This is a genomic window from Candidatus Manganitrophus noduliformans, assembly GCF_012184425.1.
Taxonomy (GTDB): domain Bacteria; phylum Nitrospirota; class Nitrospiria; order SBBL01; family Manganitrophaceae; genus Manganitrophus; species Manganitrophus noduliformans.
On sequence record NZ_VTOW01000005.1, the window covers coordinates 260,904 to 275,136 of the forward strand.

The window sequence follows — 14,233 nt, forward strand, 5'->3', positions numbered from 1 at the left end:
TTATTAAGGGCGCAAATAATAACGTCGTGAGCCTTCGAGATTGATGATAACGATTCGTCAAAAAAGTATCAGAGTGTATCGTAAGCAGAGAAAACCCCGTCTGCCGATCAGGACAGATTACATCCATTCTGGAGCTTCAGTCTAGAAAGATTCAAAATCCGAATCCTTCTCCTTTAATCTTAATTCGACCAGTATTTCAGAAGAGAAAATCTAAGAGGTAGACATGTAGGTGTCGCGCCGGCTCTTTCCGGAGGAGGCCAGAGGAATCGGCCTGACCTGATAGAAGGCGGATCGCATCGCGCCCGATTTTATTCTTTCGCAATCCCCGCGGCGACCAGGTCGATCGACGGTTCCCCGGCGTGGCGGACGATCTCGGCTTTGGCAAGATCCCTCAGTCGGACGATCTGCCGCCAGTCCTTTCCCTCGGGATGGATCGGCTTGCCGATGGTCACCCGGATCGGTCCGCGGCGGGGGATCCAACGGCCGGGCCAAAGAACTTCGCGGGCGCCCCGGATGGCGACCGGGCAGATCGGCCGTCCGGTTTCCGCGGCGACTTTGAACGCCCCCAATCGGAACGGACGGATCCCCCGGAATCGCGAGAAGGTCCCTTCCGGAAAGATCAAAATGGAGTGGCCCTGCCGGAGCGCCTCCTCGATTCGGCGGGTGGTCGTGACGCTTTCGGTAAAGTCGAGCCGATCGACCGTCAAATGGTCCGCCTTTTTAATGACGGTCCGAATGATCGGCGCCTGCATCAATTCCCGCTTGGCCACAAAGCGAAAACCGGGGGGAAGCGCCGCCATCAAGACGACCGCATCGAGGTAGCCGGAGTGATTGGCGACCAGAACGGACGGGCCGGCCTGCGAGAGATGCGCGCTTCCCTCCACCGTCACGGGACAACCGATCCAGGAGAAGAATCGGCGCGACCAGGCATGAGAAAGCCGCGCCGGCATCTTCCCCTCCGGGAGAAGGAGCATCGCCGCCCAGACGGGGGGAATGGTCAGAAGCGCGATCGATCCGACATAAACGGTATAGACCAGACGGCCGAACGAGGAGAAAGCCTGCTTCAAACGGGCGCCGAGACCGGAGAACCATATCCGGGCGATCTGAAACGCGGCGGGACGGCGCGGCGGACCCATCTCTCCTTTCAGGTAGGCGCTCCGCAATGCGGCGCGGCGAAGTTTGCCGCTGGAGGTCTTCGGGATCGTGTCCGGGGGAACCAGCGAGACAATATCGGGACGGATATCGGTGACGGCGGCCACCTTCTCCATGACCTCGCCAATCAACCGGCGCCGCGCTTCTTCTTTCTCCACCCTTGTCTCCGCAACGACGACCAGCTTTTCCGTTCCGATTTCCGGATCGGTGATGCCGAAGGCGGCCACCCGTCCGCGGCGGATTCCGGGAATCTCTCCTACCGTTTCTTCCACCTCTTGGGGGTAAAGATTGCGGCCCGCCTTGATAATCATGTCTTTGCGGCGGCCGGTCACGAAGAGCTCTCCCTCCGCGAGATAGGCGAAATCACCCGAGTCGCACCAGCCGTCTTGGAAGGTTTTCTCGGTCGCTTCCGGATCACGATAATATTCTCTCATTGTCGACGGTCCGCGAAATTGCAGCGCCCCTTCGGTCCGTTCCCCCACCTCATGACCCGACGCATCGACAATGCGAACCGCATGGCCCGGAAGGGGAGCGCCGCAGGAGACGAATCGAAGCGGAGACGGCTCGGTGGGAGTGGCCGCTACCGCTTTTCGTTCTCGCTCGAAGGTTTCGCGGGTGATCAGATCGATCCGCGGCGGCCGGCCGACGGGGGGGAAGGTCAGCGCGACCGACGACTCGGCCAGCCCGTAAACCGGAAAAAAAGTTTCCTTCCGGAAGCCGTATGGAGCAAACCGCTTCGTAAATCGCTCGAGTGTCTCGGGGCTGACCGGCTCGGCCCCGTTGAAGGCGACCCGCCAGGAGCTCAGATCGAGTCCTTCGATCGCGCGCTCGTCGATCTTACGGACGCAAAGTTCATAGGCAAAATTCGGCGCGGCGGAGTGGGTCCCCCGATGATAGTGGATCGCCCAGAGCCATCGCTCCGGCCGGGTCAGAAAGGTCAGCGGCGAGAGGATCGTGATCGGGATGCCGAAGTAGAGGGCGCCGAGCCAGGAGCCGATCAGACCCATGTCGTGATAGAGCGGAAGCCAGCTGACCCCGACATCGCCCGGTCCAATCTGGGCGGCCTGCCCGATGGCGCGGATGTTGGCGAGGATATTCTCGTGGGCGAGCAGCACCCCTTTGGGAAGGCCGGTGCTTCCGGAGGTGAATTGAATCAACGCCGGATCCTCCGCCCGGAGATCGACTTTCGGCCGCTCCGAAGCGGCGCGGCGCAACGCTTCAAACGTCGTCACATCGGTTAAACCCGGAACCATCGGCTGGAGAAGATGCCCCAATCCCTCCACCCGGCCGGAGGCGATCAGGAATCGGGCACCGGCCTTCTGCAGGATGGCGATCTGACGGCGGGCATACTCCTCGATCTGGTCCATCCGAACGGGAGGATAAAGCGGAACGGGGATCCCTCCGGCGAAGAGGACGCCGAAGAAGGTGAAGAAGAAGTCGGAGCCGGTCGGGAGCATCAGCGCCACCGTCTCATGGCGGCGGAGCCCTTGCTCCAAAAGTCCCTGCGCCACGGCGCCGGCGGCGTCGACGAGCTGGCCGTAGGTGATCTTCTGTTCGGTTCCGTCTTCCTGCGGAAGGTAGATATGGGGGCGATCGGCCTCTCTCTCCGCCCGGCTCAGAAGGACTTCCGGAAGCGAGGCGGCGGAGGCGGGGGGGGGCGTGGCGGCGCCGATCGTTTGGATCCTTTCCAAGGAGAGGGGGCGGCCGGGGGCCTCGGAACGGAGAACGGCGCCAGCCAGATCGCGCGGGCTCCTCGCCTCCGCAACCAGATGCTCCGGAATCCGGACCGAGAACGCTTTTTCGATCCGAAGAATGAGCTCGACCCGCTCCAAACTTCCCAGACCGAGATCCCGATCGAGGGAGGCGTCTAACGAAACAGCGTGAGCGGCCTGTTCCATCCCAAGCTCGGCGACAAACGCGCGGAGGATTGAAAGGACTTTTTGTCTGACGGTCTCACTTGGATCGGGATGGCGCTCAGTGGCCATGTGAATAACTCCATTGCGGAACAAGCTTCAATGGTCGGATCATCTAAAGCAATAAAGGGTTCCCCTCCTTATATAAGGAAAGATCGCCCCTATCATGAGACAATTCTAAAAAAAGGACAATAGCTCGAAGGGAGTAGGGTCAAGAGAGCGCTTTCACGCCGATTCCCTCTTTTTCCAACCTCCCGCGAAGCGCAAGCAGGATCGATGCGGCCTGCGGGGTATCGCTGTGAACGGAGAGGGTCTTCGCATCGACCGGCACCTCGACCCCTTCCGTGGAGAGGACGAAGCGTTGCCGGACGATCCGAAGGGCTTGCCGGCAGGCCTGCGCCGGATCGGTGATGAGGGCGTTTTCCTTTTTCCGGGAGCGGAGGGTTCCGTCCGATTCATACGCTCGATCGGCGAAGGCCTCTCCGGCGGTTCGAAATCCCATCTCGGTCCAGACCGTCAACATCAACGATCCGGCCAGACCGACCAGCGTGAGATCGTCCCGCCATCGCGCCGCCCCTTTCGCGATCGCTTCCGCCGTCGCGCGATCATGCGCCGCGGTATTGTAGAGGGCGCCGTGCGGTTTGACATGGCGCACCCCGGTTCCGAGGGAGGCCGCCTTCTCTCCCAGTGTTTTAACCTGTTCGAAGACAAAGGCTTGAATCGCTTCGGGCGACGACGACAAGCGTTCCCGGCCGAAGCGGGCGCGGTCCGGATAGCCGGGATGGGCGCCGACCGCCACGCCGTATTTCATGCAGAGCCGGATCACCTGCGCCATCGTCTCGGCATCACCCGCATGGCCGCCGCAGGCGATGTTGGCGCTCGAAACCAACCGGAGGATCGCCTCTTCGCTCCCATCCGCAAGGGCTTCCGGCCGCTCGCCCACATCCGCATTCAGATCGATTGTCCGGGCCATCAGAAATTCAGCTCCCTTTGAAGAGGGGTGTCGGTTAAGAGGCGATCTTGTTTTCGGTAAAGCCGGATCGCTTCGTCAACGTCGACAAATTGAAAGTGGACTTCATCCCGCGGCTTCAGCTGTCCCACTTTGCAGAGATCGGCGGAGATGACATTCGCGATTTTCGGATACCCTCCGGCGGTCGGATGCTCCACGAACAGGAGGATCGGCTGACCGTCGGCCGGAACCTGGATCGCCCCGAGCGAAATTCCCTCTGTGATCAACTCCTCTTTCTTTTCCCGGTCGATCGGTTTTCCCGTAAGACGCAGGCCGACGCGGTTCGACGATTCGGAGACGACATAGGATGCGGTCGTCAGGACCTTCAACGATGAGTCAGGAAAAAGATCGGTCTGCGGGGCCCGTGTGATTTTGATCTTTGTCCTTTCTTGCAAATATCGTTGCAGTGTGTTCGGAACCGATTGAAGACGAAACGCGCTCGGATGGAATGACCCGTCCAGGGGAAGCCGCTCTCCTTTTTGAATCGCCCGGCCGTGCCATCCGCCGAGGCCGGTCTGGAGATGCGTCGCTGCGCTCTCCATGACCTTCTGAACGGAAATTCCTCCCTGGATAGAAAGATACGTTCGGGCCCCCTCTTGCATCGCGCGGCATTCTAATCTCTGTCCGGCGCGGATCGGGATCGTGGTCCACATCGGGATCGACTGTTGACCGAGCGTCGGACCGCAATCGGCGCCGGTGAGGGCGATGAGACGATCCTCTTCGAATTCGAACGTTCCTCCGAGGAGGGTCATCTCCAGTGAAGGGGTATTTTCCTGATTTTCGACCAACCGATTTCCGAGCCGAAAGGCGACCGGATCGGCCGCCCCGGACTGGGAGACCCCCAGGTGGGCGAAGTGAAACCGGCCGGCGTCTTGAACGGAGGTTTGAAATCCGGGTGAAATCACTCTCAGCATCGATCTCTTTTCAAGGTGGGTGGATCTCATCGAATTCCGCGCGGGAGATTCTCCTGAACCGGACCTCCCTTCCGAGCGCGAGCAGGGAGGGAGGGTCTCTGTCGGGAACAAAAAGTCGAAGCGGGGTCCTCCCGATGATCCGCCACCCGCCGGGGGTGGCGGTCGGGTAAATTCCCGTTTGATTCCCCCCGATCGCCACGCTTCCGGCCGGCACGCGTCTCCGCGGCGTCGCCAGGCGCGGCGCTGCGATTCGTGGCGACATCCCGCCGAGATAACCGAATCCGGGTGTGAACCCGATGAAGGAGACGTAATACTCTCCGGAGAGGTGAATGCGAATCACTTCCTCCGTCGATAGTCCGTTCAGTGAGGCCACATCGGAGAGATCGGGTCCGAATGCTTCGTCATAGCAGACGGGGATTTCAATCCGGCGGGGGGAAGCCGGCGGCTCCGCCGTCGTATCGATCAGGAAATTCCGGACGGACGACTCGATCTCTTGAAATGTGGCGCGGAGCGGATCGAAAGTGATGAGGAGGGAGCTGTAGGCCGGATGAATGTTGAGGATGGCGTCAGGGGGCTGCCTCAGCAAGCGTTCGGTGAGCGCCCGCACACGTTGATGAAACGCCAAAGAGATCTCCTCTCCAAAAGAGATCAAAAGAGAGCGATCGCTCGCTGGGATGGTACGGTAGAGGAGGGGATCACGCTCCACGGTTCGGCTCCTTCTCATTGGGGATCGATCGTGCCGACATTATAATCCATCTCGTCGTTTCATTCCAGAGAGGGGTCGAACCGGAGATTGATTTGACTCGGAGACCGGTTCAATGGCAGAATGGGGACCATGTCGCATCTACAAGATCAAGTCGCCATCATTACCGGGGGAAGCAGCGGAATCGGTTACGCCGTCGCCCAAGCGGCGTTGTCCGAAGGAATGCGGGTGACGATTTCCGCCCGGAACAAAAACAAACTTTCCCGCGCTCTGACGGAGTTGAAGAAAGAAGTGAAAGGGGAGGATCGCCTGATCGCCGTCCCGGCCGACGTCTCGGTGGCGGCTCAGGTCGATGAGATGGTCCGGGAGACGATCGATAAATGGGGCCAGGTCGATCTCCTGGTGAACAACGCCGGCGTCGGCCAATGGGGCGCCATCGAAGAGATCAGTGAAGAAGATTGGGATCGGGTTCAGGCGATCAATCTGAAGGGGACCTTCCTCTGCACGAAGGCGGTCCTGCCGGTGATGAAGCGGCAACGCTCCGGTTATATCGTCAATATCTCCTCGTTGGCCGGGAAGCAGGGGATGGGAGGGGCATCCGCCTACTCCGCGTCCAAATTTGGCGTCATCGGATTTACCGAGAGTCTCTTGGAAGAGGGGATCGCGCATCAAATCCGGGCGACGGCGATCTGCCCCGGTTTTGTGGCGACGCCGATGGTGGCCAGCGCCTCGGTGCCGCCGGAAGAGATGATCCCGCCGGCCGACATCGGGAAGATCATCATTGATCTCCTCCATCTCGCGCCGGTGACCGTGATCAAAGAGATCGTCGTCCAACGCCGCGGCGCAATCGATTAAAATGGCCAACGTCTACCATCTCGATCTTTCCCGGAGCATGTTGAAGGGGGCGGCGCTGGCCCTCCTTCCGGGAGATCCGTTTCGCGTCCCCAAAATCGCCGCGCAGATTGAAGCGCGGAGCGGGGAGAAAGCGGTGGAGCTCGCCTGGAAGCGGGAGTATCGAAGCTTCTTGGGAACGCTGGCCGGGGAAAAGGTTCTCGTCACCTCCACCGGGATTGGCGGGCCGTCGACCTCTATCGCCGTCGAAGAGCTGGCCAAGCTCGGCGTTCGAATTTTTCTCCGCGTCGGGACCGCCGGCGCGATCCAGCCCGGCATGAACATCGGCGATCTCGTCGTCACCACCGCGTCGGTTCGCCTCGACGGCGCCTCCACCCATTATGCCCCGATCGAGTATCCGGCGGTCTCTCACCCGGAAGTTCTCATCGCCCTGATCGATGCGGCGCGGCGACACGAACGGGAGGGGATCTCCACCCATGTCGGGATCACCGCCTCTTCAGATACCTTTTATGCCGGGGAGGAGCGGACTGACGGCTTTTCCCATTACCTGCTGCGGCGGCTGCGGGGGTTGACCGAGGAGATGAAGCGGCTGCACGTTCTCAACTTCGAAATGGAGTCGGCGACGCTGCTGACGATGTGCGCCGCGCTCGGCCTGAAGGGGGGGGTGATCACGGGGGTGGTGAATCGAAGGAGGAAGAAAGAAGAAAAGATCACGCCGGAGCGGCTGCGGGCGGGCGAAGAGAATGTCATCCGGGTGGCGCTCACCGCCGCCGAACGGCTTTTGGCGCTTCGAAAAAAAGAGTGACGATCACCCCGGTTCTAAGAAAGGGGGGGTGAGTTCATCTCTTCATGATGCTTGATGTACTCAAGCAGTCTCGGATTTTCCTTCCCGATCCGATCAAAGCGGATGTGGATCGCATAGGTGATTCCATTTTGCAAAGGGCTTGTCCAAGCCACCTCTCCCACGATCGATTCGGTTGTTGTCTTTCCTCGATCGGTTCCAAAAATGACCTCGACACGGACGAACTCCCCTTTTTGGAATTTCTCCGGACAAAGGATTCCGATCCCGTGGGTACAGATGTCCTGGACCAAAATGTCGCTCGTCGGATGTATCCCGAGCCGGGTGAGGCTCGAAATCGAAATCATTGGGATTCGGAAGCGGCTCCTTCGATTGTACAAAGCGCTTTCGATCGATGGGATTCTGGAGCGATCGAGCTTTTTCTTGCTGTCGATGGCTTGAGCGATTTCGACCATCAATTGTGGAACATTGAACGGCTTGGTGTAATAGCTTCTTGCTCCGAGCCGGACCAAATCGGCGGCGCTCCCCTGATTTCCGGCGCCGTACCCGGTGATAATCATGACCTCGATATGAGGGTTATACTCTTTGATCGACTTCAATACGGCGACCCCGTCCATCCCCGGCATCCTTAAGTCCAGCGTGACCAGATCGACCGTCCTCTTTCGAATGATTTGCATCGCCCGAAGACCGCCGTCCGCTTCCTCCACTCTGTAGTGGGACTTGAGAAGCAACTTCAGCGACTCACGCGGGCCGGTTTCATCATCGACGATTAAAACGGTACTCTTGGAATTCATCCCAGGTCTCCTTTTTCTTGGTCGTTACTTCAAGGTTTGTTGTTGCATGTTTTCACACTGGAAGAGGCTTTCCCGTTCGTGATTTCCCTAGGTGGAAAGGTATCAGAGATTCGTAATTCGTCAATAAAGAATACTCGGTATAGGGTCAAATCGATGTGATCCATCCGTCCCTTTTTATAGGGATTGAGAGCTCCAAAAGGGTTCTGTTATGTTAAGTAAGGTGAATGCAGCGCCGCGATAGGGAAAGGAGAATGAGATGAAGTTTTCATTTTTGGTGATATGGACCTTCCTGCTCTTGAGCGTTGACCCCCCTGCAACGCATGCCCAAGGCAACCCAATTCAACAGTACGACGGAAACATCATTCTTCCGAGCACCTTTGAAGATCTCATCTGTTTGGGAAATTGGAATGCGGAGCTGGAGCGGTGTGAGGGGTCTGCCGTGAGTTCCGGCGCTTTGGCCGCGATTTCCGCCGCGAAATCGGCCGACCGGCTGGAGCAGATCCGCCTGCTTCTGAATTCCATCAACAACAAACTTTCGGAGAACACGCAAGCGTTGATCGATCTTCGGAACGCGTTCGATCTGCAAGGCGCTCCGACGACGCAGTCGCTGCGCGAAGCGATCATTACCCGATTCGAGGCGGTTCCCTCGGGGATCTTGACCGAGGATTCAGTTAAAGAAGAGCTTGATCGGTTGAGGAATGACATCCTCGGAGAGGTGGAGCGGAGAAATTTGACGCCGCCTCGATCCTCCGGAGAGTGAGGGGCCGGGAGAGCATAAAAGCGGCGCTTTCCGTAGACCCCAGTTTTAATCGAGTAGAAGCGTAATCCCCGCTCCAGACAGCCCTTCCAGAGTTCCCCCTTGTATACGATAAAAACAATTCTGTAGAATAGAAAAAGTCTTTAATCGAGAGAGAATGCCACAGGTGAAAGAGGGAATGAATATATTATTGGTCGATGATCATCCGGAGAATCTTCTGGCTCTGGAAGCGGTCCTGGATGTTCCTGAATATCGCCTGGTCCGGGCACAGTCAGGGATGGAAGCGCTCAGACTTCTCCTTAAAGAGTCATTCTCCCTCATTCTGCTCGATGTCCATATGCCGGGGCTGAATGGCTATGAGACGGCCGCCCTCATCCGCGAGCGCCCAAAGACGCGCGACATTCCGATTATCTTCATTACGGCCGTCAATAAATCCGAAGAAGATGTGGAGAAAGGGTATTCGGTCGGGGCAGTCGATTACATCATCAAGCCGTTTGATCCGGAATCCCTCAAGGCGAAAGTGGCAATCCTAACAGGATTGCACAAAAAAGAGGAACTCTCCCGACCCGCTGAGAACCTTCCTTTAGAGAATACAGCGCTCTCCCCCCAGCCTTACCGAAATCTAACCCACGCCATCCCACAGATTGTCTGGATCGCCCAGCCGGACGGGGCCGTGGATTTCTTCAATCAGCCTTGGTTTAACTATACCGGTCTGAGTTTTGAACAGAGCGAAGGGTGGGGATGGACCAAGGTGATCCATCCGGAAGATCATCCGTCGGCGATCGATCAGTGGACGGAAGCCCTCAGAGGAGAAAAAGAGTATCAGATGGAGTGCCGGCTCAAGCGGGCCGACGGCGCCTATCGCTGGCATCTCTATCGCGCTTCTCCGGAGCGAGATTCCCAAGGGCGGGTTCTTGCCTGGTTAGGGACGGCAACCGATGTCAACGATCAGAAGCAGGGACAGGAGAAATTACAGGGAATCATTGAGGAGTTGGAACAAAAAAAGAAAGAGGCGGAGGCGGCAACCCGTCTGAAATCAGAATTCGTCTCCAACGTCTCCCATGAGCTGCGAACCCCGCTGAATGCCATCCTCGGCTACGCTTCTCTCGTATTGGAAGGGACTTACGGCGAAGTCCCCGAGTCTCTGAAGGGTCCGGTGGACGGAATCCAACGAAACGCCTTCGAGTTGCTTGAGTTGATCAATAACCTCCTCGATCTCTCTAAAATGGAATCGGGCCAGATGCCGATCGCGATCGCGCCAGTGGACTTAAGACGCCTTCTTCCGGAAGCGGCTCAGAAGGTGGCGCCGCTGTTAAGCGGAAAGAAGGTTGCGGTGAAGTGGAGAATCGCGGACAACCTAAAGAATATTCAAAGTGATCCGCTGAAGATCCGGCAGATTTTCATGAATCTTCTCAGCAATGCGATTAAGTTCACAGAGGAAGGATCGATTGCCATCTCTGCGGTCGATTCAGATGGAGGAATTCTTTTGTCAATTGAGGATACCGGTATCGGAATCAGAGAAGAAGACCTTCCGGTCATTTTCGATGCCTTCCGGCAAATCGATGGCTCCGCGACACGAGAAGCAGGCGGGAGCGGCTTAGGATTGACCATCGTCAAAAAAATACTTGAAGTGCTTCAGGGAAGAATCGAAGTTCGAAGTAAGCCCGGGAAGGGATCGACCTTTACGATTTTTCTGCCCGAGGATCTGCCCAATCTTCCCAAACCGATCAGTACCCCAAGTGGGGCTCCATCGGCGAATCCTGATCCGGCTTCGTTAGAGAAATCTAACTCCGCGTCAGAAGAGACGGTTTGAAGCGTACCTCCTCCCCACCATCGATACCGGTTATTCTTCATCAACGAGCTTGTAACCCAAAGACGGGACTGTCTCGATGGCATCGGTCAACAATGGAATCTTCTCCCTCAGCCTTCGGACATGCACATCGACCGTCCGTGTGGTCCCGAAGTAGTCGTACCCCCAGACGGTGTTCAACAGATGGTCGCGCGTCAGGACCTTCCCTTTATTCTTCAGCAGATGTTCGAGCAGGGCAAATTCCTTGGCAGTGAGGGTCACCCGGTTCTCCGAGGCGCTCACCTCATGGCGGGGGACATCCATCACCAGATCGCGATACGCGTAGCTTGAGGCGCTCTCCTTGCGCTCGGTTCTCCGGAGCAGCGCTTTCACACGCGCCATCAGCTCTTTGGGGGAGAAGGGCTTGGTGACATAATCGTCGGCCCCCAGCTCCAGCCCCACGACTTTATCACTTTCCTCATCTTTGGCGGTGAGGAAGAGAATCGGAATCGAGGCGGTCTCCTCTTTGTTCCGCAGCTTCCGGCAAACCTGGAGCCCGTCTTCCCCCGGCATCATGATATCGAGGATCACCAACGAGAAAGGCTGCTTGGCCAGCGCCTTGAGCGCGTCCGAGCCGTTGGAGACGCAAAGCGGCTCGAACCCTTCTTTCTGCAAATGGTGCGCGACCAGCTTGCTTAAATCGGCCTCATCGTCCACCATCAATATTTTCTGCGACATCGGTTCTCCTTCATAACGGCGAAGTGATTTTTAAACTTTCAAGTAAACCTTGAACTTTCTGCTCGATCCTGTTTCGTACCTCTCGGAACTGATCGATGGGCCAATGTTTCGGATCGGGGATCGCCCAATCCTCGCGGTGTTTCGCCTTCACCATCGGGCACTCGTCTCCGCAGCCCATCGTGATAACCGCGTCGTATTCAATATCCGGGATCTCACGGAGCGATTTGGAGGTATGCTTCGTCAGGTCGTAACCGACTTCCCACATCGCTTCAACCGTTTTCGGATCGATCTTTCCCGACGGGCGCGATCCGGCGCTGTAAACCGCGACCGCTTCTCTTCCATAGCGCCGCGCGAATGCTTCGGCCATTTGGCTGCGGCATGCGTTTTCGATGCAGACAAAGAGAATCCGTTTCATCATCAGCCGGTCTCCTCCGGCGGACGGAATTTATAACCGATGCCCCGAACCGTCAAAATGAATTGAGGATGAGAGGGGTCGGGCTCCAGGTGTTGCCGGATGGAGTGAATATGAACGTCGAGGTTATGCTCTTCGACGAACTGGTTTTCTCCCCACAAGGTCGTGATCAATTCATCCCGCTTGAACACCTTTCCGGGGTTCTGCGCCAGGAACTTTAAAAGTCCGAATTCGGTGCGGGTCAGCCGAATCAATCGCCCGGCCATCCTAATTTCGTGACGCTCGGTGTCGATTACCAGCGCGCCGGCGCGGTACGCGCCGCCCGGTTTCTGCTCGGCGGCCATCCGCTTGCGACGGAGGAGCGCCTTGATCCGGGCGATCAGCTCCCGAAGGCTCACCGGTTTGGGGAGGTAATCGTCCGCCCCCGACTCCAGACCGAGAATGCGGTTGGCTTCTTCTCCCAGCGCAGTAAGAATAAGAAGGGGAATCGCCTTGGTTTTTAAGTTTTTTCTAAGCAACCGGCAGACCTCCCAGCCGCTTAAGCCGGGGAGCATCAAATCGAGGATAATCAGATCAGGCGGCCGGCGCTGCGCTTCGGAGAGCCCCGTTTCCCCTTCGGCGGCGACCCGGACGTGATAATGATGTCGGGTCAGCTCTTTTTTGAGGATATCGATCATGTCCGGATGATCCTCGATAATGAGGATCTCTTCAGGCTTTGGAGACGTGACGCGAAGACGACTTTGCACCATGTAACCGATGTTACCCGAGCGGTGTTTTATGAGGATTACGCCGATGTTAAATTTCTGTTTCTTGACCGGGCGTTGAAAGCATCGGGTCCGGGATCACCAGGCTTCTCTCTTGACCCCGTTTTTCGTTCCTCTGAGCGCTTGATGAAGCCGGCCTGCGGCGGCGAAAATCTGTTCTCGAACGGAAAGGGGAAGCAGCGGGGTCCAGAGAAGAAACACCCCATAGACGGTCCAGTAAAAGAGGGTGTCAAAGATTAAAGCCGTGAAGGGAGCGATCGAAAGTGTTTGACGGAGAAATACGGCGGGGAGGAAAACGGAAACAGCCAGGAAAAGCGTTCCGGCGAGTTTCCCCCAGGGGAGGAATTTTCTCCAGGAGGTGTCCATTATTCTTCGTATCTTCCAGAGCATCATCCCTTTTCCGAGATACATCACCAAAACGGTGGTGAGGACCGCTCCGGTGAGGCCGGCGATGTGGATGAGGGGGATGATCAGGAGGAGGGTCAGAACGATTTTTGCGGAGGTCGTTAAAAGAATAAATGGGATTCGGGCGTAACATCGGAGCATCCCGTCGGTTAGAAAGACCGCCGGCAGAATTCCGAGCGCGGAAATCTGAAAAAGAGGGATACTTTCCCGATAGGCGTCCGTAAAGAGAAGCGCGATCATGTCGGGGGCGATCAAGACGAAGAAAATTCCGACCGGGAAGAAAAAAAGGGCGAGGCGGGCGGTGACATCATGCCACAGGGCGAGCCGTTCTTGATTCGAGCCGTTCTTCAGAAGCGACGACATTCGTACCATCAGAACCTGGGTGGTCGGCGTGTAGATGAAATCGATGATCGGAATTTGCATGATGCCGACCGAGTAGACGGCAAAGGTCGCGACATCGAACAGGGAAGCGACGGCATACTGGTGAAGATTCTGTTGAAGGACATCAACCACCACGGCGGCGCCGAAAGGGAGGGCATAGGCGAGCTGTGTTTTAAGACCCTCCGTCCGGATCAACGACATTCGATTTTTACCACGAAGGAGGATTCGGACCGTATAGGCCGCCGTCATCGCCAGCCGCAACGCCGCAAAAGAAAGCAATCCGATGATGACGGCTGAGAGGGAGCGGCCGATCAGAAGGGGGAGAATAATAAAGAGGGCGCGGATCATTTCCGATAGAAAAAGGACCGTTGAACCGGCTGCGATCCGCTCCTGAGCAACCAGCATCGTCTCCAGATGACATGAGGCGAGCATCAAGACGAGAAAGAGGGCCAACTTGGGAAGATAGGGAACAAGGGATGGGTTGGAAAACCAGTCGGCGAGCGGTTCTCCCCCCAAGAGAAGGCCGACGCCGGCAAGCACGCCTGCGGCGGTCACAAAAAAAATCGCCTGAAAGATCCAGGACGTTCTGCGGTTTGGATCGTGGGGAATAAAGTAATAAAGGCTCTGAACCATCCCTCCCTGTAAGATCAGATAGAGGGTTGTAAAGATTAAAAAGATCTGCTTGAAAGTTCCATATTCGGCCGGGTCCAACCCGCGTGCCAAAAAAATAGGGATAAAAAAGGTGAGGGTAAAGGAAGCGATCCGTCCGATGATCAGAATGAGCGCCTGCGAGTGAACCGACTTGGGTTTGACTTCGGATGCGATCTCCATCGAGCCATTTCTCCTGCCAA

General features: G+C 57.2%; 13 protein-coding genes. 4 read left to right on the plus strand and 9 right to left on the minus strand.

Annotated features, from left to right (window positions below; all coding sequences use genetic code 11):
• Positions 1–308: 308 nt before the first annotated feature.
• The 4 genes from MNODULE_RS21175 to pxpB all read right to left on the minus strand — a co-directional run bounded on the left by MNODULE_RS21175 (position 309) and on the right by pxpB (position 5,694).
• Complete coding sequence (locus MNODULE_RS21175; RefSeq protein ID WP_168063169.1) at positions 309–3,137, minus strand: AMP-binding protein; 2,829 nt, start codon at positions 3,135–3,137, stop codon at positions 309–311.
• A gap of 139 nt (positions 3,138–3,276) precedes the next feature.
• Positions 3,277–4,038 carry a 5-oxoprolinase subunit PxpA gene (locus tag MNODULE_RS21180; protein ID WP_168063170.1) on the minus strand — a complete coding sequence of 254 codons (762 nt, stop codon included), beginning with the start codon at positions 4,036–4,038 and terminating at the stop codon, positions 3,277–3,279.
• Complete coding sequence (locus MNODULE_RS21185; RefSeq protein ID WP_168063171.1) at positions 4,038–4,988, minus strand: 5-oxoprolinase subunit C family protein; 951 nt, start codon at positions 4,986–4,988, stop codon at positions 4,038–4,040. Before MNODULE_RS21185 ends, MNODULE_RS21180 begins: the two co-directional genes overlap by 1 nt.
• 10 nt (positions 4,989–4,998) lie before the next feature.
• On the minus strand, positions 4,999–5,694 hold the full coding sequence (gene pxpB / locus MNODULE_RS21190) for a 5-oxoprolinase subunit PxpB (RefSeq protein ID WP_202882302.1): 696 nt from the start codon (positions 5,692–5,694) through the stop codon (positions 4,999–5,001).
• 129 nt (positions 5,695–5,823) lie between these two features.
• On the opposite strand from pxpB, the gene MNODULE_RS21195 reads away from it, so the two are divergent.
• A complete protein-coding gene (locus MNODULE_RS21195; RefSeq protein ID WP_168063173.1) occupies positions 5,824–6,546 on the plus strand; it encodes an SDR family oxidoreductase in 723 nt (240 codons plus the stop codon).
• Positions 6,542–7,348 carry a uridine phosphorylase gene (udp, locus tag MNODULE_RS21200; RefSeq protein ID WP_168063248.1) on the plus strand — a complete coding sequence of 269 codons (807 nt, stop codon included), beginning with the start codon at positions 6,542–6,544 and terminating at the stop codon, positions 7,346–7,348. The genes MNODULE_RS21195 and udp overlap by 5 nt, the downstream gene beginning before the upstream one ends.
• 14 nt (positions 7,349–7,362) lie before the next feature.
• Here the strand turns inward: udp and MNODULE_RS21205 are convergent, their stop codons facing one another.
• Positions 7,363–8,136: a response regulator gene (locus tag MNODULE_RS21205; protein WP_168063174.1), complete on the minus strand. Its 774-nt coding sequence runs from the start codon at positions 8,134–8,136 to the stop codon at positions 7,363–7,365.
• A gap of 256 nt (positions 8,137–8,392) precedes the next feature.
• Here MNODULE_RS21205 and MNODULE_RS21210 point away from each other — a divergent pair, with 256 nt between their 5' ends.
• Both MNODULE_RS21210 and MNODULE_RS21215 read left to right on the plus strand, forming a co-directional pair.
• Positions 8,393–8,896, plus strand: coding sequence for a hypothetical protein (locus tag MNODULE_RS21210; RefSeq protein WP_168063175.1), 504 nt, complete (start codon positions 8,393–8,395; stop codon positions 8,894–8,896).
• Positions 8,897–9,050: 154 nt separating this feature from the next.
• Positions 9,051–10,706 (plus strand): hybrid sensor histidine kinase/response regulator, encoded by a 1,656-nt coding sequence (locus tag MNODULE_RS21215; protein WP_168063176.1) that lies wholly within the window; start codon positions 9,051–9,053, stop codon positions 10,704–10,706.
• Between the two features lie 30 nt (positions 10,707–10,736).
• Here the strand turns inward: MNODULE_RS21215 and MNODULE_RS21220 are convergent, their stop codons facing one another.
• From MNODULE_RS21220 to MNODULE_RS21235, 4 genes are all read right to left on the minus strand, one after another.
• On the minus strand, positions 10,737–11,420 hold the full coding sequence (locus MNODULE_RS21220) for a response regulator transcription factor (RefSeq protein WP_168063177.1): 684 nt from the start codon (positions 11,418–11,420) through the stop codon (positions 10,737–10,739).
• A 10-nt stretch (positions 11,421–11,430) separates the two neighbouring features.
• Entirely contained in the window at positions 11,431–11,838 is a 408-nt protein-coding gene (locus MNODULE_RS21225; RefSeq protein ID WP_202882303.1) for an arsenate reductase ArsC, read from the minus strand.
• Positions 11,838–12,581, minus strand: a complete 744-nt coding sequence (locus tag MNODULE_RS21230) for a response regulator transcription factor (RefSeq protein ID WP_272953309.1) — start codon at positions 12,579–12,581, stop codon at positions 11,838–11,840. Before MNODULE_RS21230 ends, MNODULE_RS21225 begins: the two co-directional genes overlap by 1 nt.
• Positions 12,582–12,674: 93 nt before the next feature.
• Positions 12,675–14,213, minus strand: coding sequence for a lipopolysaccharide biosynthesis protein (locus tag MNODULE_RS21235; RefSeq protein WP_168063179.1), 1,539 nt, complete (start codon positions 14,211–14,213; stop codon positions 12,675–12,677).
• Positions 14,214–14,233 lie beyond the last annotated feature (20 nt).